This window comes from Lentibacter sp., assembly GCF_029254145.1.
In the GTDB taxonomy this organism is placed as follows: domain Bacteria; phylum Pseudomonadota; class Alphaproteobacteria; order Rhodobacterales; family Rhodobacteraceae; genus Lentibacter.
Genome location: NZ_JAQWYD010000114.1, coordinates 1 through 20,952, shown reverse-complemented (window position 1 = coordinate 20,952; position 20,952 = coordinate 1). Strand labels below are relative to the sequence as shown.

The 20,952-nt window shown below is 54.3% G+C and carries 21 protein-coding genes; 13 read left to right on the top strand and 8 right to left on the bottom strand.

Annotated features, from left to right (window positions below):
- Positions 1 to 2 precede the first annotated feature (2 nt).
- The 4 genes from P8O11_RS13205 to P8O11_RS13190 all read right to left on the bottom strand — a co-directional run bounded on the left by P8O11_RS13205 (position 3) and on the right by P8O11_RS13190 (position 4,133).
- Positions 3 to 719 (bottom strand): ABC transporter ATP-binding protein, encoded by a 717-nt coding sequence (locus tag P8O11_RS13205; protein ID WP_089891063.1) that lies wholly within the window; start codon positions 717 to 719, stop codon positions 3 to 5.
- 69 nt (positions 720 to 788) lie between these two features.
- Positions 789 to 1,571 carry an ABC transporter ATP-binding protein gene (locus tag P8O11_RS13200; RefSeq protein WP_300294886.1) on the bottom strand — a complete coding sequence of 261 codons (783 nt, stop codon included), beginning with the start codon at positions 1,569 to 1,571 and terminating at the stop codon, positions 789 to 791.
- Between the two features lie 84 nt (positions 1,572 to 1,655).
- Positions 1,656 to 2,840 carry an ABC transporter substrate-binding protein gene (locus P8O11_RS13195; protein WP_300294885.1) on the bottom strand — a complete coding sequence of 395 codons (1,185 nt, stop codon included), beginning with the start codon at positions 2,838 to 2,840 and terminating at the stop codon, positions 1,656 to 1,658.
- Between the two features lie 120 nt (positions 2,841 to 2,960).
- Positions 2,961 to 4,133: a type III PLP-dependent enzyme gene (locus P8O11_RS13190; RefSeq protein ID WP_300294884.1), complete on the bottom strand. Its 1,173-nt coding sequence runs from the start codon at positions 4,131 to 4,133 to the stop codon at positions 2,961 to 2,963.
- A gap of 275 nt (positions 4,134 to 4,408) precedes the next feature.
- Between P8O11_RS13190 and P8O11_RS13185 the strand changes: the two genes are divergently transcribed.
- Positions 4,409 to 5,431: a PQQ-dependent sugar dehydrogenase gene (locus P8O11_RS13185; RefSeq protein ID WP_300294883.1), complete on the top strand. Its 1,023-nt coding sequence runs from the start codon at positions 4,409 to 4,411 to the stop codon at positions 5,429 to 5,431.
- A gap of 69 nt (positions 5,432 to 5,500) precedes the next feature.
- Here the strand turns inward: P8O11_RS13185 and P8O11_RS13180 are convergent, their stop codons facing one another.
- Positions 5,501 to 6,508: a GlxA family transcriptional regulator gene (locus P8O11_RS13180; RefSeq protein ID WP_300294882.1), complete on the bottom strand. Its 1,008-nt coding sequence runs from the start codon at positions 6,506 to 6,508 to the stop codon at positions 5,501 to 5,503.
- Between the two features lie 231 nt (positions 6,509 to 6,739).
- On the opposite strand from P8O11_RS13180, the gene P8O11_RS13175 reads away from it, so the two are divergent.
- A complete protein-coding gene (locus P8O11_RS13175; protein ID WP_300294881.1) occupies positions 6,740 to 8,110 on the top strand; it encodes a class II 3-deoxy-7-phosphoheptulonate synthase in 1,371 nt (456 codons plus the stop codon).
- A gap of 158 nt (positions 8,111 to 8,268) precedes the next feature.
- Here the strand turns inward: P8O11_RS13175 and P8O11_RS13170 are convergent, their stop codons facing one another.
- Positions 8,269 to 8,955, bottom strand: a complete 687-nt coding sequence (locus tag P8O11_RS13170) for a PAS domain-containing protein (protein ID WP_300294880.1) — start codon at positions 8,953 to 8,955, stop codon at positions 8,269 to 8,271.
- A gap of 206 nt (positions 8,956 to 9,161) precedes the next feature.
- Between P8O11_RS13170 and P8O11_RS13165 the strand changes: the two genes are divergently transcribed.
- From P8O11_RS13165 to P8O11_RS13155, 3 genes are read left to right on the top strand one after another with little or no spacing between them, the layout of a single operon-like run.
- Positions 9,162 to 10,049, top strand: a complete 888-nt coding sequence (locus tag P8O11_RS13165) for a YicC/YloC family endoribonuclease (protein WP_300294900.1) — start codon at positions 9,162 to 9,164, stop codon at positions 10,047 to 10,049.
- Positions 10,050 to 10,052: 3 nt separating this feature from the next.
- Positions 10,053 to 10,694: a guanylate kinase gene (gene gmk, locus P8O11_RS13160; RefSeq protein ID WP_300294879.1), complete on the top strand. Its 642-nt coding sequence runs from the start codon at positions 10,053 to 10,055 to the stop codon at positions 10,692 to 10,694.
- Positions 10,691 to 11,212 carry a gamma carbonic anhydrase family protein gene (locus tag P8O11_RS13155; RefSeq protein ID WP_300294878.1) on the top strand — a complete coding sequence of 174 codons (522 nt, stop codon included), beginning with the start codon at positions 10,691 to 10,693 and terminating at the stop codon, positions 11,210 to 11,212. The genes gmk and P8O11_RS13155 overlap by 4 nt, the downstream gene beginning before the upstream one ends.
- Here the strand turns inward: P8O11_RS13155 and P8O11_RS13150 are convergent.
- Positions 11,209 to 11,631, bottom strand: coding sequence for a hypothetical protein (locus P8O11_RS13150; RefSeq protein WP_300294877.1), 423 nt, complete (start codon positions 11,629 to 11,631; stop codon positions 11,209 to 11,211). The genes P8O11_RS13155 and P8O11_RS13150 overlap by 4 nt on opposite strands.
- 235 nt (positions 11,632 to 11,866) lie before the next feature.
- Here P8O11_RS13150 and P8O11_RS13145 point away from each other — a divergent pair, with 235 nt between their 5' ends.
- The 7 genes from P8O11_RS13145 to phoB all read left to right on the top strand — a co-directional run bounded on the left by P8O11_RS13145 (position 11,867) and on the right by phoB (position 19,210).
- Positions 11,867 to 12,931 (top strand): ATP-binding protein, encoded by a 1,065-nt coding sequence (locus tag P8O11_RS13145; RefSeq protein ID WP_300294876.1) that lies wholly within the window; start codon positions 11,867 to 11,869, stop codon positions 12,929 to 12,931.
- A gap of 134 nt (positions 12,932 to 13,065) precedes the next feature.
- Positions 13,066 to 14,106 carry a substrate-binding domain-containing protein gene (locus tag P8O11_RS13140; RefSeq protein ID WP_300294875.1) on the top strand — a complete coding sequence of 347 codons (1,041 nt, stop codon included), beginning with the start codon at positions 13,066 to 13,068 and terminating at the stop codon, positions 14,104 to 14,106.
- 61 nt (positions 14,107 to 14,167) lie between these two features.
- Entirely contained in the window at positions 14,168 to 15,628 is a 1,461-nt protein-coding gene (gene pstC, locus P8O11_RS13135; protein WP_300294874.1) for a phosphate ABC transporter permease subunit PstC, read from the top strand.
- Positions 15,625 to 16,974 carry a phosphate ABC transporter permease PstA gene (pstA, locus tag P8O11_RS13130; RefSeq protein WP_300294873.1) on the top strand — a complete coding sequence of 450 codons (1,350 nt, stop codon included), beginning with the start codon at positions 15,625 to 15,627 and terminating at the stop codon, positions 16,972 to 16,974. Before pstC ends, pstA begins: the two co-directional genes overlap by 4 nt.
- Before the next feature lie 15 nt (positions 16,975 to 16,989).
- On the top strand, positions 16,990 to 17,793 hold the full coding sequence (pstB, locus tag P8O11_RS13125) for a phosphate ABC transporter ATP-binding protein PstB (RefSeq protein WP_300294872.1): 804 nt from the start codon (positions 16,990 to 16,992) through the stop codon (positions 17,791 to 17,793).
- An 11-nt stretch (positions 17,794 to 17,804) separates the two neighbouring features.
- Positions 17,805 to 18,524, top strand: a complete 720-nt coding sequence (gene phoU, locus P8O11_RS13120; RefSeq protein ID WP_089891119.1) for a phosphate signaling complex protein PhoU — start codon at positions 17,805 to 17,807, stop codon at positions 18,522 to 18,524.
- Entirely contained in the window at positions 18,521 to 19,210 is a 690-nt protein-coding gene (gene phoB, locus P8O11_RS13115) for a phosphate regulon transcriptional regulator PhoB (protein WP_300294871.1), read from the top strand. Before phoU ends, phoB begins: the two co-directional genes overlap by 4 nt.
- 21 nt (positions 19,211 to 19,231) lie before the next feature.
- Here the strand turns inward: phoB and P8O11_RS13110 are convergent, their stop codons facing one another.
- Positions 19,232 to 20,134 (bottom strand): LysR family transcriptional regulator, encoded by a 903-nt coding sequence (locus tag P8O11_RS13110; RefSeq protein ID WP_367186893.1) that lies wholly within the window; start codon positions 20,132 to 20,134, stop codon positions 19,232 to 19,234.
- Positions 20,135 to 20,237: 103 nt separating this feature from the next.
- Between P8O11_RS13110 and P8O11_RS13105 the strand changes: the two genes are divergently transcribed.
- Positions 20,238 to 20,952 (top strand): acyl-CoA dehydrogenase family protein (locus P8O11_RS13105; protein ID WP_300294870.1); only part of this gene is annotated, 715 nt, incomplete at its 3' end.

Below are 20,952 nucleotides of genomic sequence, written 5' to 3'. Positions count from 1 at the left end.
TATCAGCCTCCCAAGAAGCTCTGGCGAACTTCCGGATTGGCGAGAAGCTCTTTGCCTGAGCCTGTATGAGCGTTTGCACCTTGAACCAGAACGTACCCTTTGTCAGCGATTTCAAGCGCTTGTCGGGCGTTCTGCTCCACCATCAGGATCGGTATCCCTGTGCGCGCGACATCAATGATCCGGTCAAAGAGTTCGTCCATCACAATGGGTGACACTCCGGCTGTTGGCTCATCAAGCATGAGAAGCTTTGGCTTTGTCATAAGCGCCCGCCCCACAGCAACTTGTTGACGTTGCCCGCCAGAGAGCTCGCCAGCCGCTTGAGAGCGCTTGTCTTTCAGGATTGGAAAAAGATCATAAATTTGCGCCATCGTATCTGAAAAATCATCGGTGCGGATAAAAGCCCCCATCTCAAGATTTTCTTCAACCGTCAGCGAAGGAAAAATATTGGAGGTTTGGGGCACAAAGCCCATGCCTTTGACAACACGATCTTGCGGGGAGAGAGATGTAATGTCCTCTCCGTCAAGCGTGACCGAGCCCTCGCGCAGATCAAGCATACCGAAGACAGCTTTCATTGCGGTTGATTTACCCGCGCCATTGGGCCCAACGATAACGGCGATTTCGCCACGATCGACCGAGATGGTGCAATTGTGAAGAATGTCGGGGCCGCCCTTTGAGTAGCCGCCAGTCATATTCTGACCGATGAGAAAAGGCTCAGACATGTGCGCCCCCCTTTTTCTTTCTAAAAATATCCTGGGGTTTGGGGCAAAGCCCCAAGAGTGACAGGCCCATCATGCGAACACCTTATCTTTGTTCTTCAGGCCCGTGCCGAGATAGGCTTCGACCACCTCCGGGTTGGCTTTGATCTCAGCAAGCGTGCCTTCGGCGAGGACGTGGCCTTCCGCCATACAGATGACTGGATTACAGAGCATATCGATGAAATCCATGTCGTGTTCGATCACCACAAAGGTATAGCCGCGCTCTTCGTTGAGGCGCTTAATAGTGTCGGAGATCGTATACAGCAGCGTTCGGTTTACGCCAGCGCCCACCTCGTCGAGAAAGACGATCTTGGCATCGACCATCATCGTACGGCCAAGCTCTAGAAGTTTTTTCTGTCCGCCAGAAACCTGGCCTGCCTTGTGATCCGCCAAATGTTCGATCGTGAGAAACTCCAAGACTTCGTCAGCCTTGGCGCGCAGTGCGCGTTCCTCATCGGCGATACGCTTGCGGCCGAACCACGTGTTCCACAGTGTTTCGCCTGATTGTCCCGAAGGGACCATCATCAGGTTCTCACGGCAGGACATCGAGCTGAATTCATGTGCAATCTGGAAGGTACGCAAGAGGCCCTTGTGAAACAATTCATGTGGCGGCAGGCCTGTGATGTCTTCGCCATCCATGATGACGCGCCCTGATGTGGGCGGCAAAACGCCTGCAATCACGTTGAACAGTGTGGTCTTTCCTGCACCGTTCGGACCGATCAAGCCCGTGATAGAGCCTTTTTCAATGGTCAGCGTAGCCCCATCGACCGCGTGAAAGCCGCCAAAGTGCTTATGCAGATCATGCACCTCAATCATGCATGTCTCCCCCAAATTATCGCGTTTAGATAAGAAAAACAGCCCGAAGCAAGCCTCGGGCTGTTTTATTGTAACGGTTAGAAATCAGCGGTAGCCGATTGTCGAATAGGCACCATCGGCGAATTCGATCTCTTGGTAGTTACCAGCAGATTCGCCCGCACCAACCAGTTCAACCGCTGTCGCACCGACGTAGTCGATCTCTGTGCCAGCTGCGATCAGATCAAGCGCTTTGGCCAGTTCGCCCGGGAAGATTTGCTCGCCAGGTGCGTTTGCCAGATCCATGATGTGATCTTTGTAGTCGGCTGACGCCGTTGAACCAGCTTTTGCCATCGCCATCATGATGAGGGCTGCAGCGTCATAGCTTTCTGGAGCAAATGCGCTTGTGCCGTCAAAGCCCGCGCCCTCGGCCATGCCTACGAAAGTTGCAGCACCCGTGCTGTCTGTGCCTGGATATGCACCGAACGATCCATTGAGTTCTGCGCCGAAGTTTTCGTTGAGCTTCGCGCCAACCATGCCGTCTGGGAAGTAGAATGTTTCAAACGCGCCAGTGTCGAGAGCAGAGCGGACAACGCCCGAGCCGCCTTGGTCAACATAGCCAGCGACCACGAGAACTTCACCGCCCGCTGACGCAAGCGCGCCAACTTCTGCAGAATAGTCAGCCTTGCCATCTTCGTGCGCTGAAACGATTGTTACAGTGCCACCAGCCGCTTCAAACTCGGTCTGAATCGCGTCGGCCAGGCCTTTGCCGTAGTCGTTGTTGGTGTATGTGATCGCGACTTCTTTAAAGCCGCGGTCCTGAAGGATGTTTGTCACAATCACGCCTTGGCGCGCATCTGAAGGCGCTGTGCGGAAGAAAAGACCATCGTCTTCAGCTGTTGAAAGACCAGGTGATGTGGCTGAAGGCGAAACCATGACGATGCCGTTGGGGCGCGCCACGTTTTGCAGGATCGCGCCTGTTACGCCTGAGCAGTCTGCGCCCATGATGCCAGCAACACCGTCTGATGTTACGAGACGTTCGGCGGCCGATGTGGCGGCTGCGGCGTCGATGCATGTTGAGTCACCGCGTACAGGCACGACGGCAGAACCGCCCATGAACTTGCCGCTGTCTGTGACTTCTTTCATCGCCAGCTCGGCACCGGCCGCCATGGCTGGTGTGATAGATTCAAGTGGGCCTGTGAAGCCGAGGATGATGCCGATTTTGACATCTTCTGCAAAAGCGCCACCTGCCATCAGGGCAGATGCGGCTGTTGCCATAAGGAATTTTTTCATGTGTCTTCTCCCAAGTGGTGTTTTTGTTCTTTAGACTGTCGACCAGAATAGCGCAGAGTTTGGAAAAGAAAAGCTGGATTATGCGTCTCTTGACCAAGCGTTAACTATGTTGTCCGTTGATTAGATCACGCTGACGTCAAGCGGCGGGAAACCGTTGAAGCCAACGCTCGAATAGGTTGTGGTGTAGGCGCCTGTGTTTCGAATGAGAACACGGTCCCCGGCAACAAGGTTGAGTGGCAGCATCACTGGACGTTTTTCATACATAACGTCAGCACTGTCACAGCTTGGGCCAGCAAGAATACAGGGACCAAGCGCGCCTCCGTCTTTGGCTGTCTCTAATTGGTAGCGGATGGCTTCACCTTCGGTTTCTGCGAGGCCTGAGAAGCGGCCAATATCCAAATAAACCCAGCGCGCCCTGTCCTGCGCGGACTTTTTGGAAACAAGCAGAACTTCGGCCACGATCACACCCGCCTCGGCAACAAGACCACGGCCCGGCTCAGCCATGACACGAGGAGGCGTCTCAAAAAGCGTGTCAATCTGTGCCATAATATTGGCAGCGTATGCTGTCGGTGCTTCAATGGCCTCTCCGTAAAACGCCGGAAAACCGCCACCGATGTTCAGCAAACTCAGGGTGTGACCTTGCGCCTTCGCTGCGTGCCACGTTTTTGAGATTGCCTCCAAGGGGGCAGCCCACATTTCGGCACGACGTGTTTGTGAGCCAACATGAAAAGACAGGCCGATAGGCTCAAGACCCAGCACGCGGGCGAAGTTCAAGAGCTCAAGCGCCATTGGACCATCGCAACCGAACTTGCGGCTGAGGGGCCAGTCGGCCTCTGATACATCCACGAGCAGGCGGATGTAGACTTGTGCGTGCGGCGCGTGATCTGCGATCTTTTGAAGCTCAGCTGCGCTGTCGGCTGCAAAAAGCCGTACGCCCACGCTGTGCGCATAAGCAATATCTGAGGCGCGTTTTACTGTATTGCCAAAAGAAATCAGCGAGGGATGCGCGCCTTGCGCGAGGCAAAGTTCGATCTCGCCACGCGACGCGGCATCAAAGCCTGAGCCTTCGGCCACCAGGGCCGCGATGATCTTTGGCTCTGGGTTGGCTTTCACGGCATAGTGGATGTGCGCTCGGCCAAGACCCGCCTTGAGACGGTGATACTGTGCACGCACGCGGCTTGTATCAAGTACAACTGTTGGCCGATCAAAAGTATGGGACGCAATGAAGGCATCCAGAGCAGAGGGCATAGCTGAAGAGAAAGGCGCAAAGGCGCCTTGGTGTTGCATCGTCATGGGTCATCTCCAAATAGACTCGGCCAAGGATATGGCCGCTCAGTTCCAAAGGGAGACGTTACCGTCGCTACGTAAACACGTGTGCGTTGATGCTACAGGCCAGAGGCGCGTGCGTTGGCGTCTATAATTTCGCCATATGGGGCCAAAAGTGAGTCGCGACAATATGGAAAATGCAGGCGGAGGAAAATCTTTTTCAGCCTCGCAAAATATGGCCGAAAAGACGCATTCACGCGCATGTCAGTTGATCGGGTCGCTGGTATCGCTACCTTGGGCACATGAGACCCATTTTCCTCGCCGCTTTGCTCAGTCTGCCCCTGTCTGTTCACGCCCAAGATATCGGCAAAATCACTGAAATCGCTTCTGGCCTCAAGGGGCCGTGGAGCATCGGATTTTTGCCCGACGGTGAGGTTCTCGTTACAGAGAAGCGCGGCAAGCTCTGGCGGATCGGCGCGGACGGCAAGCGCGATGAGATTTCGGGGCTGCCTGCTTCAGAGGACAAAGGGCAGGGTGGTTTGTTTGATGTTCTGCCAGCGCGCGACTTTGCCATCAGCGGACGGATTTATCTGAGTTATGCAAAGGCAGGTGAGGGAACTTCTGTCAGCATGGCGCAGCTCGAGGGGGATAGGCTTATCGGTGTGACAGAGATATTTGAGATGCAGACCGATAGCACAGGCGGGCGGCACTTTGGCGGGCGGCTCGCAGAGGCTGCGGATGGAGCGCTTTTTCTGACCATGGGGGACCGTGGCGACAGAGCCGCGGCACAAGACCCCGCACGCCACAATGGGACGATTGTCAGGATCGATCCAGGCCGCGGAACAGCTCTCTTCACCAAAGGCCACCGCAACCCACAGGGGCTTGCCTTTGATTTAGGCGGTCAGCTGTGGGCACATGAGCATGGCGCCCGTGGTGGCGATGAGATTAATCGCATCGATAAGGGCAAGAACTATGGCTGGCCTATTATCGCCTACGGCACGCATTATTCTGGCGCTAAGATTGGCGAGGGCACGGCGAAAGACGGCTTTGAGCAACCCGTGTTTCACTGGGATCCCTCGATTGCCCCTTCAGGTCTCGCCATTCATTCGGGCAAAAACTGGCCCGCCATGGCGGGACGCTTTCTTGTTGGCTCTCTCAAGTTTGACCATATTGCCGTGATGGCGGCGGGTGGTTCTGAGCAGGTCGGTAAGATCGAAACACGCGAGACGCGTCGTGTACGGGATGTGCGCGAAGGGCCTCTTGGTGGCATCTGGTTTTTAAGTGAAGAGCGTGGGGCGCTCTACCGGATCGCCCCGCCAAATTGAGCGCTGCTGTGAGGGTGAGCCATAGCGTGGTCCCTAAAAGGCATCACGTCTGAAAACATAAGCATTGGTCTAGATGGAAAGACGTGTCGCTTGTGATCCGCGCTCGCGATAGGGCGTCGTATTATAGTGGCCGCGATAACACTTTGAGAAGTGGCTCGGCGAAGCAAAGCCGCACGCCAAAGCGACATTGATGACGCTCATATCTGTCTGCATGAGGAGATTACGCGCTTTTTGCAGGCGCAGTTCCATATAGTAGCGCTTTGGCGAGCGATTGAGATAGCGCCGGAAGAGCCGTTCGAGTTGGCGCGTGGACATGCCCACGTCTTTGGCAAGCACGGCTGGGCTGATCGGCTCTTCGATGTGGCTTTCCATCATCTGGATCACAAGGCTGAGCTTCGGATGGCGCACGCCAATGCGCGTGGGCACCGACAAGCGCTGAGTGTCTTGGTCTGTACGAATAGAACTATAGATCAGCTGGTCTGCCACAGCATTGGCAAGCTCTTCGCCATGATCGTCAGCAATGATCTTGAGCATGAGGTCGATCGAACTTGTTCCGCCCGCCGTAGTAAGGCGGTTCTTGTCGATGACAAACACTGATTTTGTGAGCTCGACGTCATCAAATTCTTCGGTAAAACTGTCTTGATTTTCCCAATGGATCGTTGCGCGCCGTCCATCAAGCAGGCCTGCCTTGGCCAGCGTAAAGGCCGCCGTACACAAGCCGCCAATGATCGGTCCTTTGCGTGCTTCGCGGCGCAACCATGACACCAAACGCTTAGTGGTAGCCACTTGCACATTGATACCGCTGCACACAAGGAGTGTGTCGTCGCGGTTTAGCTCACCCAAATCCATATCAAGCTTGAACTCTGTCCCTGCGGAGCAACTTACAGTTTCGCCGCCTTCGCCAGCAAGCTTCCACTCATAGAGTGGCAATTCCGCCATGCGATTGGCAATCCGCAAAGCTTCGATTGCCGAGGCAAAGCTCAGCAACGTGAAGTTGTCGAGCAACGCAAATATAAAGCGCCGCGGCCTGTCAGGTGCGGCATCCAATTTGATGGTCGGGCGTTGTTGCAGGCTCATAGAGGGCTTTCGTTAGTCTTGAGCGCCAAATATTGTCGCTTTTCATCACTTGTTCAGAGCTTGGCGGATAGGTCAAGACATCTCGTATCGCAAAACGACGTGCGCTCTTGCAGTGCGCTGGCTTCTGCGATTTTTGCGCACAAAGCAAGGGCAATTCATTTCTGATATGGTTTTCGCGCCCAAGCGCCGCTATAAGGCGGCCTCGCAAGACCAAATACTGGAGACAAGACGATGACGGAGTGGAAAAAACCTGGCTGGCGCGCAAAGCCAAGGATCCAGATGCCTGACTATACCGACCAAGCGCAGCTTGAGGCGGTCGAAGGGCAACTTTCAAAATATCCGCCGCTTGTCTTTGCGGGCGAAGCGCGCAAGCTCAAAGCGCATCTGGCTGCGGCTGGGCGTGGTGAGGCGTTTTTGTTGCAGGGTGGCGACTGTGCCGAGAGCTTTGACCAATTTACAGCGGATGGCATTCGCGACACCTTCAAGGTGATGCTGCAGATGGCGATGGTGCTAACTTATGGTGCCAAGGTTCCTGTGATCAAAGTGGGCCGTATGGCGGGCCAGTTTGCCAAGCCACGCTCCGCGGCAACAGAAACTGTGGATGGTGTAGAACTGCCGAGCTATCGCGGCGATATTATCAACGAGCTTGATTTTAACGCTGGCGCGCGCATTCCCAACCCTGACAAAATGCTGCAAGCTTATATGCAATCAGCAGCAACACTGAACCTTTTGCGTGCGTTTTCGACAGGTGGTTTCGCGGATATGCACCGCGTGCACTCTTGGACGCTTGGCTTTGCTGAAGGCGATGGCGCATCTCGCTACGGTGATTTGTCAGCTCGAATTCAGGATAGCATCGACTTCATGGCCGCGGCTGGCATTACGGGCAAAACAACCCACGAGTTTAGCTCTGTTGAGTTTTACACCAGCCACGAAGCGCTTCTGCTTGAATATGAAGAGGCGCTCACACGGCTTGATAGCACATCGGGCAATTGGCTCGCAGGTTCGGGCCATATGGTCTGGATTGGCGACCGGACGCGTCAACCTGATGGGGCACATGTCGAGTTTGCCAGTGGCGTTCTAAACCCGATTGGCTTGAAGTGTGGTCCGTCGATGGAAACAGATGACCTGAAGCGTCTGATGGCAAAGCTGAACCCGACAAACGAAGAAGGCCGCCTGACATTGATTGCGCGCTTTGGGCAAGGCAAAGTGGGCGACAATCTGCCAAAGCTTATCCGCGCGGTTGAGGAAGAAGGGGCCAAAGTTGTTTGGGTCTGTGATCCAATGCATGGCAACACTATCAAGTCGTCTACAGGCTACAAGACACGTCCGTTTGGACAGGTATTGGGAGAAGTGCGCGAGTTTTTTGGTGTTCACAAAGCCGAAGGCACACAGCCGGGCGGCGTGCATTTTGAAATGACTGGTCAGGATGTAACTGAGTGCACGGGTGGTGTGCGCGATGTGACGGATGAAAACCTGTCAGATCGCTATCATACAGCATGTGATCCACGGTTGAATGCCTCGCAATCTCTCGAGCTAGCGTTCCTTGTGGCCGAAGAGTTGACCAATCTTCGTAAAGAAACCCTCGCGCAAGCGGCGGGTTAACGCTCATGACAAGCCGGGCCTATCCTTGCGGGTAGGCCCATTTGAGCAGGGTCTCATAGGGTATGACGCGTTGTGCGCAGTCCTTTGAAAAGGGTTTGCAAAATTTTCATTCGGTTCAAAGCTGGTGCATTTCCATTGGGTAATGAATTCACGCGTTTTCAATCATCAGATTTGATGACGCGCAAGTAGCTGGGTCTTTTGACCGTTTCAGTGCCTGTTGGGCTCACAAAAGGGGTTGCGGCGTCTTTAAATCCTGTTGCTGGCTCAAGCTGCGGGTGGTGCTCAGTCGACGGGACAACCTTTAGAACATCGATGTTGGTTTTCTTGGCCGCCAGAATGTCAAAACGCTGCGGTTTGCTTCGTGTGAGACCTTTGGTTTCAAGACAGCCAAGAACGCGATTTACATGACCTTTTTCGTCAACAAGCGGCAGAAGCACCATGCGGGCTTGATGCTCTGTATCTGTTTGCCCTTCGGCCGTCAGGCTCAGATGCATCAGTGCCGGACCATTCAGGAGCCCGACGAGCACACGGCCAAACGCGTCGCGTGAAGGTGGAGCGATCAGTGTGCTAATAGGGATACCGCGTACTTCGATTCCTGTTAGCTCGTTCAGATGCATCCCGGCAATGTGGATGCGCGCCACACCTGTTCCAATACTTTCCAAGATAAAAGCGTAGTTTAGAGCGTCCTCAATGCCACGCGGGTCAATTGAAGAGCGTTTGGGCAGATTGTTTTTGGGCTTTTGGCTATGCCAATAGGCTTCAACAAGCGCACAGGCAGGAAACTGGTTCTGGCTCAAACGGTCCATCATGCTCACTACTTCACCACTCCGCTTCAACTCTGACATATATCCGCTCCGTGTGTAAACTGGCCGTATAAGCTCCTATATGTGCGTCTATGGAGTGTTTTCCCCCTGCAGATCAAATATGGCCTAAATTGGGCGAAAATTTGAATGAATTTGGTAAGGTTGGTTAACTGCCTTAGCCAGAAGGCTTGCGCCATGCACCTTGAAGCGCGTAAGTCAGGCCGCAAAGCAGGAAAAGGAGTGTGGCGGTGATTTCATCCATGACAGGGTTCGCTTCGGGCAAGGGCCACTTTGGGGCGCATAGCTGGAGCTGGGAGCTACGCGGGGTCAATGGCAAAGGGCAGGATATCCGTATTCGTGTCCCTGACTGGATCACCGGACTTGAAACACATCTGCGCAGTGCGATGGCCAAAGCTACAGAGCGTGGCAATATAACAATTGGCTTGAGGCTCTCTCGCGAAGAGGCGGGCGCCGGTTTGAGCCTGAACGCTTCGCAGCTTGAGGCTGTTTTGGCAGCGATGGCTGAAGTGGAACAGCAGGCGATGGACCAGGGTCTCTCCCTTGCGCCCAGTACTTCAAGCCAGATCTTGGGTTTGCGCGGCATTATGGAGCAAAGTGCGATCGAAGATGATCCAGCGCCTCTGTTGGCGGCTCTGAAAAGCGATTTCGCACCTGTTCTGGCGAGCTTTGCTGAGATGCGCGCAGCAGAAGGGGCGCAGCTACAAGCCTTGATCGGCTCACAGCTTGACGACATTGAACGCTTGACCAATGCGGCAGCTGAAGCTGCCAATGCACGCCGAGAGGAGAGCTCTGCGGCTTTCCGTGCGAGCCTTGCCCGTGTCGCAGAGGCTGTCGATGTGGACCAAACACGCATCGCCCAAGAACTTGCCATATTGGCAGTGAAGGCTGATATCACTGAGGAACTGGATCGTCTGCACGCGCATGTTGCGGCGGCGCGTGATCTAGTGGCCAAAGGCGGCCCTGTTGGGCGTAAACTTGATTTTCTGGCGCAAGAGTTCAATCGAGAAGCCAATACGCTCTGCTCCAAAGCGCAAATGAGTGCGCTGACCAGCATCGGGCTTGATCTCAAGTCGGTGATCGACCAGATGCGCGAACAAATTCAGAATGTGGAGTAAAATATGAAAGACCGTCGTGGCCTCTTGATCATTTTGTCCTCGCCATCTGGCGCAGGCAAATCCACACTTTCCAAACGGCTCATAGCTTGGGATCCGAGCATTTCTTTTTCCGTGTCGGCCACCACGCGGCCGCCCCGTGACGGCGAGACGAATGGGGTCGATTATCATTTCCTCACCGAGGAGGCCTTTAAAAAGACCGTCTCGGACGACGGAATGCTCGAGCACGCACATGTGTTTGGCAATTTTTACGGGTCACCGCGTGCTCCTGTTGAGGCTGCAATCGGGCAGGGCAAGGACGTGCTCTTTGATATTGACTGGCAGGGCGCGCAGCAAATTCGCAACTCTGCCCTCGGGGCGCATACTCTGAGTATCTTTATCCTGCCGCCCTCAATCAAAGAGCTGCACCGCCGTCTCGTCAGCCGGGGTCAGGATAGCGCAGAGGTTATTGAGAAGCGGATGCGCAAGAGTTGGGATGAAATCAGCCGTTGGGACGCCTATGACTATGTTCTGGTCAACGATGACTTGGACGCAACTGAGGAGCGCCTGGAAACCATCATCACGTCGCGCCGTCATCGTCGCATTCAGCAGCCACATCTTGTAGAACATGTTCGCAAGCTTCAGGCCGAATTTGAGGAGATGTCATGACGATTTATACTCTGGGCGACAAAGCCCCACAGATCGATCCGGATACATGGGTTGCACCAGATGCAAATGTGATCGGTGATGTCGTGCTTGAGGCTGGTGCCTCGGTTTGGTTTTCCGCCACATTGCGCGGCGACAACGAACGGATCACCATCGGGGCGGGGAGCAACGTTCAGGAAAACACAGTGATGCATACAGATATCGGTTTTCCACTGAGCATTGGCGCGGGTTGTACCATTGGCCACAAAGTTATGCTTCACGGTTGCACGATCGGCGAGAATTCCTTGATCGGTATGGGCGCTATTGTGCTGAATGGTGCCAAGATCGGAAAAAACTGCCTGATTGGCGCGGGTGCTCTGATCACCGAGGGTAAAGACATCCCTGATGGTAGCCTTGTGATGGGCAGCCCAGGGAAAATCGTGCGTATGCTTGACCCTACAGCAATCGAAGGCCTGCGCTCTTCGGCTTTGCATTACCAAGACAATATGCGCCGCTTTCGGGCGAACCTCGCTACGCTTTAGGCGTCGATCTGGGCCGATGTTCCCTCACGAGAGCGCGGCGCAATAAGCGAGTGACAAAGCGAGGCTGCGAGCGTTGAGGCGTCTGCAGCGTCCCAGAGAGAGAATTCGATCTGATCAAAAGCCGTGGAGAGTTCACGCAGAATCAAGCTTCGGCTCGGAAGCTCAACCGAGCTGATTAGGATGCAGCGTCCCGAAAAATCAGCTTTGGTGAGGGCATGCCCGATATCATAAGCGTCATAATCTGCCGCAATGAGCCAGCCGATATAGGCCGCTGGAGGGGGTGTTGCTCCTGCAAAAATTGTCAGGTCGCACAATGGCACATGTGTACCTATATACTTTTGATCAAGGACAGGGGCCTTAGCTGATGGTGAGGTGACAATCACAAATTTGGGCTTTAGCAGCAGCGAAATAAAGCTCATGGGTCTTTGGTCCTCATAAAAAGATGTATCGTTAAACCAAATGTGGCTCCCGTGACTCCCCCCGAAGCATCAGGCGCACCACAGATGTGCGGAAGTCGAGCATGGCCTGCCAAGAAGACTTCTGCAACTTCCCTATTTTGTGGAATTGCAAAGACGACCAAAACACATAAAATACCCCCGCCTGCCTCTTGCGCATTGTGAGGGCCGTGTTGCCCTACGCTGGAACAAAAACGCGATGTCAGACACCTTCTCAAACCAAAATATCGCCATGCTTTTAGCGGCGCTACCGATTCCCGTACTTTTGGTCGGGGGGGATGGGCGCGTCGCGGCAACCAATGCGATGGGGCAGGCGCTGTTGGGCAGCGGAGCGGCCCTCGGCCAACCCTATGTTTCGGTCTTGCGCCAACCAGCACTGGTTGAGGCTGTCGAAGCCACGATCAAGGACAAGACCCTGCACAAAGCTCGTTTTTTGGTGCACTCCGACGGCAAAGAAGGGGTCTATGAGGTACATTGCAATCCAACAAATGCCCTGACTGACGGGGTCATGGTGAGCTTTCTGGACATTTCGGACCGCGAGCAGGCAAGCCAGATGCGCCGTGATTTCGTTGCCAATGTCAGCCATGAGTTGCGCACGCCGCTCACATCTTTGATGGGATTTATCGAAACGCTTCAGGGCCCTGCCAAAGACGATGCGGGAGCGCGCATGCAGTTTTTGGAAATCATGAGTTCGGAAGCGGCCCGCATGGAACGGCTCGTAAGTGATCTTTTATCCCTGAGCCGCGTGGAGGCCGAGGAGCGGCTGCCTCTGCGTGACAAAGTGGCAATTGGGGCGTTGCTAACGTCGGTCCTCAGTTCATTGGTGCCCAGAGCCAGCGAAACCACTGTGGAAATCATAACAGAACTGCCAGAGCATGATTTGAGCGTGCGGGCAGAGGCTGATCAGCTGCGACAGGTTTTTACGAACCTGATTGAAAACGCGATTAAGTATGGCGGGGCAGGTGGCAAAGTCTTGGTGTCATTGAGCGCAGTGGAAGGCCAGCCTGCTTTGCGGGGGCAGCCGGGTGTTTTGGTTAAGGTTAAAGACTTTGGTGCGGGAATTGATCCGTTGCATATTCCACGTTTGACCGAACGCTTTTACCGCGTTGATTCTCACCGATCACGCCAAGTCGGAGGTACCGGGTTGGGCCTCGCAATCGTCAAACACATCGTTCAGCGCCACCGTGGGCGGCTGAGAATCGATTCGGATTTGGGAAAAGGAGCAGAGTTTAGCGTTTTGCTCCCACGGGGCGATGCTGTTTAACCTTTGTTTACAGGGCTGTGATGGGCTGTCATGAAACTGTTACACAGTTGTCACAAAAGCATAATCACCCGAGCCTAAGAAGCGGGGCAAGGCCGCTGATCGCAGGGGCCAGAAACCTGACCTAGGAGTGACAAATGTCATACGCAAAAACAGCCGTTTCCGCCGTTGCACTTTTCGCAGCTGCTGCCACATCCGCCGCCGCTCGCGACAACGTACAAGTGGCTGGTTCATCCACAGTACTGCCTTACGCTGCAATTGTTGCCGAGGCCTTTGGCGAGAATTTTGAATTCCCGACACCCGTTGTTGAATCAGGTGGGTCAGGCGCTGGCCGTAAGAAACTTTGCGAAGGCGTTGGCGAAAACACCATCGACATTGCGAACTCGTCTTCAAAAATCAAACAATCAGACATCGACCTCTGCGCCTCAAACGGCGTGACAGAGATTATGGAAGTGCGCATCGGGTATGATGGGATCGTATTTGCATCCGAAATCAACGGTCCGTCTTATGCGTTCACTCCTGCCGATTGGCACAGCGCACTTGCTGCAGAAGTTGCTAAGGACGGCGCTTTGGCCGCAAACGGCAATGCAACATGGGCTGACGTTAACGCTGCGTTGTCATCAGAAGAAATTCTCGCATTCATTCCTGGCACAAAACACGGCACACGCGAAGTTTTCGACGAAAAAGTGATCGTTGCAGGCTGTGAAGCCAACGGCACATTTGACGCCCACATGGCGGCAAACGGTGGCGACAAGAAAGCAGCCGAAAAAGCCTGCATGCAGCTTCGCACAGACGGTAAGTCAATCGACATCGACGGCGACTACACAGAAACGCTTGCACGTGTTGATGCCAACAAGAACGGTATCGGTGTCTTTGGTCTTTCATTCTACCAGAACAACACTGACAAGCTTCAGGTTGCGACCATGGGTGGCGTGTCACCTTCGGTCGAGACAATCTCTACAGGTGAATACCCTGTGTCTCGCCCGCTTTACTTCTATGTGAAGAACGCACACCTCGACGTCATTCCTGGCATGCAAGAATATGTTGAGTTCTTCGTGTCTGACGAGATCGCAGGCCCTGATGGACCGCTCGCGGCCTATGGCCTCGTGTCAGATCCCGAGCTTGCGAAGACACAGGAAATGGTGGCAAACCGCGTGCCAATGGGTGCTTTGAACTAAGCCCGAAACCAAAGAGGGGTGGCGCTGACGTGCCGCCCCTTACCAATGCGGTGGAAAGACTATGAGCTCCTTCTCTATCATTATGATCGTCCTTGGCCTTGGTGGGCTGGGGTTCTTTCTTGGGCGCTCTCGTGCCTTGTCCATGTCCGACACCAATCATAAAAAGCTGCACTCCTTGCCTGGCTACTACGGCCAGATTGTTGCGCTTTATACGATTGTGCCTGCGCTGCTTATTCTAATGACGTGGTTGTTCGTGCAACCTGTCCTGATCGAGACACGCGTCTCAGGAATGATACCCGACAGTGTAATCCCGGAGGGGGGTGCTAAAAGCCTAGTATTGGCTGATGTGCGCCGTATTTCTGGCGGCCTAGATGCACTTATGGCGGCGGCGGGTCTGAGCGAAGATGAACTGGCTCAGATGAACGCTGATCAGACTGACATCCGAAAGCAACTGGCCGAAGTGAGCGTGGCAATTGGAACAGATGTGCAGGGGCCTGTTTTTGAGGCTGCAAAGACGTTTCGCGCAACTGAAAACGTTGGCCGCTTCTGGATGTCAGGCGTTACGCTTGCCATGGCTGCACTTCTTTTTGTGGTGACGCTGCTGCGGATCACGCCTGACTTGCGCGCCCGCAACACGAGCGAGACATTTGTTTTGTCCCTGCTCATCGGCGCATCCCTTGTCGCAATCCTGACGACTGTCGGTATCGTGGGGTCGCTGCTGTTTGAGACTTTGAACTTCTTCAAGATGTATCCAGCCAAAGACTTCTTTTTCTCCACGGTTTGGAACCCGCAGTTTCGCGGTGGGTCCGATCTGGGTATTTTACCTCTGCTCTGGGGCACACTATATGTCAGTTTGCTGGCGTTGCTCGTTGCTGTGCCGACAGGTTTGATGATTGCGATCTACCTCGCTGAATATGCGGGGAAAGGCCTGAGGTCTTTTGCCAAGCCCGCTATCGAGGTTTTGGCGGGGATACCCACAATCGTTTATGGCTTGTTTGCCTTGATTACAGTCGGCCCGTTTCTGCGGGACTACATCTCCTCGCCACTGGGCCTCGGTTCCTCGTCTTCTTCGGTTTTGACTGCGGGGCTCGTGATGGGAATTATGCTTATTCCATTCGTCTCCTCACTCTCCGATGACATTATCAATGCCGTCCCACAAGCGATGCGTGACGGCTCCTATGGGCTTGGAGCAACCAAGTCTGAAACCATTAAGCAAGTGATCCTGCCAGCGGCCTTGCCTGGTGTGGTGGGAGCGGTGCTTTTGGCCGCGAGCCGTGCGATTGGCGAGACGATGATCGTTGTGATGGGGGCAGGGGCGGCGGCCAAGCTTGGCCTAAATCCATTTGAAGCCATGACGACAGTCACCGTGAAAATTGTCAGTCAGCTTACGGGCGATACCGAGTTCGCTAGCCCGGAAACACTGGTTGCATTTGCACTTGGTCTCACACTCTTTGTCATAACCTTGGGTCTTAACGTGATCGCCCTTCATGTCGTGCGTAAATATCGGGAGCAATACGAATGAGCGATATCACCTCCTCAAGCGCGAGTGCGCCGCGCCGAAGCTCTTTGCTGGTGCAGGACGAACGCACCAAAAGACGCAATGCCTCTGAAGCGCGTTTCCGTTTTGTTGGCCTGATTGCCGTTGCAATCGGCGTTCTGGCGCTCGTCGGCTTGCTCACGTCTATTCTTGCAAATGGGCTGTCATCCTTCCAGCAAACCTATGCCGAGGTTGAAGTTTATCTCGACCCAGCCAAACTCGACAAATCTGGTGATCGCAATCTTGAAAAGATCGCCAAGGTCTCGACCTTCGGTTATGCGCCCTTGATACAGGCCGCGATGGAAACGACCAGTGCTAAGGCAGGTGTTGATATTAGCGCCTTGAGCTCAAAAGATCTGGTCGCCATGATTTCCAAAGAAGCGCCTGCAACACTTCGCAGCTATGTCTTGGCAAACCCGGAAATGATCGGCGAGACGGTGACCTTCAGCCTGTTGGTAAACGGGCGAATTGATGGGTATTTCAAAGGCCGTGTGACCATGGCGAGTGCGGCACTTGATCGCAATATTTCGCCCGAGCAGCTACAAGCTGCCGATGATTTGCGCGCCGCTGGTGTTTTGGACAAAACGTTCAACTGGGCCTTTTTCACTGCGCCAGATGCTTCTGACACCCGTCCAGAGGCGGCAGGGCTCGGTGTTGCGATCCTTGGATCAATTTATATGATGCTGATTGTGTTGTGTCTGTCCCTGCCACTTGGCGTCGCAGCCTCGATCTATCTTGAGGAATTCGCACCGCAGAACCGCTTCACTGATCTGATCGAAGTGAATATCTCGAATCTTGCAGCCGTACCGTCTATTGTGTTTGGTATTCTCGGCCTTGCGATCTTTATCAATGTCGTCGGTCTACCACAGTCCGCGCCGATCGTTGGGGGGCTTGTACTTACGCTGATGACTTTGCCGACAATCATTATTGCGACACGTGCGGCGCTCAAGTCGGTTCCTCCCTCGATACGCGATGCGGCTCTCGGGGTCGGGGCATCCAAGATGCAGGCTATTTTCCATCATGTTTTGCCACTCGCTATGCCCGGCATTCTAACTGGAGCGATTATCGGTCTTGCGCAGGCCTTGGGCGAAACGGCGCCGCTTCTGCTTATCGGGATGGTTGCTTTTGTGCGCGAGTATCCTGCAGGCCCGCCAGAAGGCCTATTTGACCCGGCCGCCGCATTGCCCGTACAGGTGTATAACTGGACACAGCGCGGCGATCCTGCCTTTGTGGAAAGGGCCTCCGGCGCGATTATTGTGCTGCTTGTTTTCCTTATTTTGATGAACACTGTCGCCATCCTTCTGCGCCGCAAGTTTGAGCGACGCTGGTAAAAAAGGCCAAACCCAATGTATGATGCTTTAGCCCTCAATTCGGAGCAAGACGTGAACCAGAATTCTGCCAAAATCACGGCCCGCAACTGCCAAGTTTATTACGGTGAGACTCACGCCATTAAAGACGTCAATGTCGATATCGCAAGCAACACTGTGACCGCCTTCATCGGCCCGTCAGGGTGTGGCAAGTCCACCTTCTTGCGTTGTCTAAACCGTATGAACGACACGATCGATATCTGCCGTGTAGAAGGCGACATCTTGTTGGATGGCGAGGATATATATGATGCAAAGGTTGACCCTGTGCAGCTGCGCGCCAAAGTTGGAATGGTGTTTCAAAAACCTAACCCATTTCCAAAGTCGATCTATGACAATGTTGCATATGGCCCCAAAATTCACGGTCTTGCGCGCAACAAATCCGAGCTAGACGAGATCGTCGAAACAGCGCTTAAGCGTGCTGCGCTCTGGGGCGAGGTAAAGGATCGTTTGCTTGCACCCGGAACGGGCCTGTCGGGCGGCCAACAACAGCGCCTCTGTATCGCGCGCGCTATCGCCACGGCGCCTGAGGTTCTGCTGATGGATGAGCCATGTTCTGCTTTGGACCCAATTGCGACGGCACAAGTCGAAGAGCTGATCGACGAACTGCGCCGCGACTATTCCGTTGTGATCGTGACCCACTCGATGCAGCAGGCCGCTCGCGTGAGCCAGAAGACAGCCTTCTTTCACTTGGGCAACCTTGTGGAATTTGGCGACACCTCGCAAATTTTCACCAAGCCGTCTGATCCGCGTACAGAAAGCTATATCACGGGCCGTATTGGCTAAGGAGCACTGAAATGAACGATCAACACATCGCTTCGGCGTTTGACCGCGATCTGCAAGACATCCAGGCCCAGATTATGAAAATGGGTGGGCTTGTCGAAATGGCGATCCTCGACGCGGCTGATGCACTTGCATCTCGCGATCAGGAGAAGGCAGAAGAGGTCCGCGCCAAAGACAAAGCCGTCGATCTGCTTGAAGAGCAAATCAACGATGATGCCGCCCAGCTGATTGCGTTGCGCGCGCCCACCGCCATTGACTTGCGGTTGGTACTTTCTGTGCTGAAAATCTCGGCCAATCTTGAGCGTATTGGAGACTATGCCAAGAACATGGCCAAGCGGACCAGTGTCTTGGCGCAGCTTCCTGCGATTGAAGAAGCGCATGTTTCGCTGCGCCGCATGGCGCGTGAAGTGCAGTTGATGCTCAAAGACGCGCTCGATGCCTATATCCAGCGCGACGCCACACTTGCAATGGATGTTATAGACCGCGACCGCGATATTGATCAGCTCTACAATGCGCTGTTTCGTGAGTTTCTCACCTTTATGCTTGAAGACCCCCGCAACATTAGCGCCTGCATGCATTTGCACTTCATCGCCAAGAATACCGAGCGCATGGGCGACCATGTGACAGCTATTGCTGAGCAAGTGGTTTATCTTGTGACGGGCGAAAAACCTGAAGACGCCAGAGACAAGGGCGATGTTACATCAACAGACGCTAACGTTAGTGATTTGTCGTGAGCGCAAGCAAGCCGACAATATTGTTGGTCGAGGACGAACCAGCGCAGCGCGCCGTCCTGGCTTACAATTTGAAGTCAGAAGGCTTTGATGTGATTGAGGCTGAGGACGGTGAGGAAGCTCTTGTTATGGCGCAAGACTCATTACCTGATCTTGTCCTCTTGGACTGGATGCTACCGCATGTTTCTGGTCTTGAAGTTTGCCGCCGTCTAAAATCGGGAAAGACGACACGTGCGCTACCAGTGATCATGTTGTCTGCACGCTCTGAAGAGCTTGATAAGGTGCGCGGACTAGAGACTGGTGCGGATGACTACATGGTCAAGCCTTACTCTGTCGCGGAGCTGATGGCGCGCGTGCGCAAAGAACTGCGCCGTACACGGCCTGCATCTGTGGGAGAGGAACTCGTGTTTGACGATATTGTGCTAGATGCGGCAAGTCACCGCGTCAGCCGAGCGCAGAACGAGATAAAACTGGGCCCAACCGAGTTCAGGCTACTGGCGGCTTTTTTGGAAAATCGGGGTCGAGTGTTGAGCCGTGAACAGCTCCTTGACCGGGTCTGGGGACGCGATATCTACGTGGATACCCGCACGGTGGACGTCCACATTGGCAGATTGCGCAAAGCCCTGATGCAGCACGGAGGCGATGATCCTTTACGCACAGTGCGCGGCGCGGGCTATGCTTTGGGCTAATAAACAGATCAAGCTGTCCCCTTAGCGGGGCAGTAGGTCTTCTGCTTCGACCTCTTCTTTAAGCCAAGCGCAGAAGGCCTGCAGGGCAGGGGTGTTGTGCTTCTCTTCGGGCCAAACCAGATAATACGAGCCACGGCTCGGGCTTGGAGCATCAAGAACGACTTCCAAGCGCCCTTCCGCTTCCTCTTCGCGCGCCAGGTATTCTGGCAAAAGTGCGACACCAAGGCCATGTCGTGCGGCCTGTAAAATTGTTGAAAACTGGTCATATCGTGTGCCTGCTAAACCCTGTGTTGCGACCCCATGCTCAGCGAACCAGTCTTTCCAAGCGTTCGGACGGGTCTGAATGTGTAGCAAGGGCAGGGACACGAGATCGGCTGGCTCGGTGACAGGTGTTTCGCGCAAGAAGGCAGGTGCAGCCATTGGCAAAACCGCCTCATCTTCCAGCCAGAGCGAGTGACATTGAGGCCAGTCGCCTTTGCCAAAGCTGAGGGCCGCGTCCATGTCTGTGCCTGTGAAGTCAAATTGCCCGAGGCGGGTGTTCATATTGACGGTCACATCAGGGTGCGCGCGGCCAAACCGGGGTAGGCGAGGCAGCAGCCAACGCATGCCGAAGGTTGGCAGGATCGCCAAATTGAGTGTGCCGCCCTCAGGGTTGGTCTGAAGGCGCAGGGCGGCATTAGAAAGCAAATCAAGGGCACGACGAACTTCCTCAGCATAGCGTTGCCCAGCGGTTGTTAGGCTAACGCGCTTTGCACGCCGCACAAAAAGCTCAACGCCAAGCTGGGTTTCTATCGCTTGAAGTTGACGAGACACAGCGCTCTGCGTCAAGTTAAGCTCCTGAGCCGCGGCTGTGACACTTTGCAACCGCGCCAAAGCCTCGAGTGCAGCAAGTCCTTGTGTTGACGGTAGGTATCGGCGGGCCACGTGTATTCCAAACTGTCATGCATATTGTCGAATTATGCGTTATTATATGCTAAAGCCGCATGATAGACAAAGCTTGAATGACACTCGGATGTGGGACACAAAGATGAGCAACCAAACACCTGAACTTAAAGCAAAAGATGCGCCTGAACTTGGTCAATTTAACTGGGAAGACCCGCTTTATCTTGAGGATCAACTCAGCGAAGATGAACGTATGATCGCACAGAGCGCACGTACCTACGCCCAAACAAGTCTGATGCCAAAGATCACAGAGGCCTACGCCAATGAAACGGTCGCGCCAGAAATCTTCAAAGAGATGGGCGATATGGGCCTGCTCGGAATCACCGTTCCGGAAGAATACGGCGGTCTGGGTAGCTCTTATGTGGCCTATGGTCTCGTCGCGCGCGAGATCGAGCGCGTTGACAGTGGTTATCGCTCAATGATGAGCGTTCAAAGCTCGCTCGTGATGTATCCGATCTATGCCTACGGAACAGAAGAGCAGCGCAAAAAATACCTCCCAGGGCTTGCGGCCGGGGATTTGATAGGTTGTTTTGGGCTTACAGAGCCTGACGCAGGATCAGATCCAGCCGGCATGAAAACCCGCGCGGAAAAGACGGCCAACGGTTACAAAATCACTGGCGCGAAGATGTGGATCTCGAATGCGCCAATCGCAGATGTCTTTGTGGTTTGGGCCAAATCCGAAGCCCACGGTGGCAAGATCCGCGGCTTCGTTCTGGACAAAGGCATGAAGGGACTGTCAGCGCCCAAAATTGGCGGCAAACTGTCATTGCGTGCTTCCATCACTGGCGAAATCGTCATGG

Coding starts and splice junctions, on each gene's coding strand:
- P8O11_RS13140 (WP_300294875.1), top strand. CDS start 13,066: ATGTCATACGCAAAAACAGCCGTTTCCGCCGTTGCACTTTTCGCAGCT.
- P8O11_RS13175 (WP_300294881.1), top strand. CDS start 6,740: ATGACGGAGTGGAAAAAACCTGGCTGGCGCGCAAAGCCAAGGATCCAG.
- phoU (WP_089891119.1), top strand. CDS start 17,805: ATGAACGATCAACACATCGCTTCGGCGTTTGACCGCGATCTGCAAGAC.
- P8O11_RS13190 (WP_300294884.1), bottom strand. CDS start 4,133: ATGACGATGCAACACCAAGGCGCCTTTGCGCCTTTCTCTTCAGCTATG.
- gmk (WP_300294879.1), top strand. CDS start 10,053: ATGAAAGACCGTCGTGGCCTCTTGATCATTTTGTCCTCGCCATCTGGC.
- P8O11_RS13205 (WP_089891063.1), bottom strand. CDS start 719: ATGTCTGAGCCTTTTCTCATCGGTCAGAATATGACTGGCGGCTACTCA.
- pstB (WP_300294872.1), top strand. CDS start 16,990: ATGTATGATGCTTTAGCCCTCAATTCGGAGCAAGACGTGAACCAGAAT.
- P8O11_RS13170 (WP_300294880.1), bottom strand. CDS start 8,955: ATGTCAGAGTTGAAGCGGAGTGGTGAAGTAGTGAGCATGATGGACCGT.
- pstA (WP_300294873.1), top strand. CDS start 15,625: ATGAGCGATATCACCTCCTCAAGCGCGAGTGCGCCGCGCCGAAGCTCT.
- P8O11_RS13195 (WP_300294885.1), bottom strand. CDS start 2,840: ATGAAAAAATTCCTTATGGCAACAGCCGCATCTGCCCTGATGGCAGGT.
- P8O11_RS13200 (WP_300294886.1), bottom strand. CDS start 1,571: ATGATTGAGGTGCATGATCTGCATAAGCACTTTGGCGGCTTTCACGCG.
- P8O11_RS13145 (WP_300294876.1), top strand. CDS start 11,867: ATGTCAGACACCTTCTCAAACCAAAATATCGCCATGCTTTTAGCGGCG.
- P8O11_RS13185 (WP_300294883.1), top strand. CDS start 4,409: ATGAGACCCATTTTCCTCGCCGCTTTGCTCAGTCTGCCCCTGTCTGTT.
- P8O11_RS13180 (WP_300294882.1), bottom strand. CDS start 6,508: ATGAGCCTGCAACAACGCCCGACCATCAAATTGGATGCCGCACCTGAC.
- pstC (WP_300294874.1), top strand. CDS start 14,168: ATGAGCTCCTTCTCTATCATTATGATCGTCCTTGGCCTTGGTGGGCTG.
- P8O11_RS13155 (WP_300294878.1), top strand. CDS start 10,691: ATGACGATTTATACTCTGGGCGACAAAGCCCCACAGATCGATCCGGAT.
- P8O11_RS13150 (WP_300294877.1), bottom strand. CDS start 11,631: ATGAGCTTTATTTCGCTGCTGCTAAAGCCCAAATTTGTGATTGTCACC.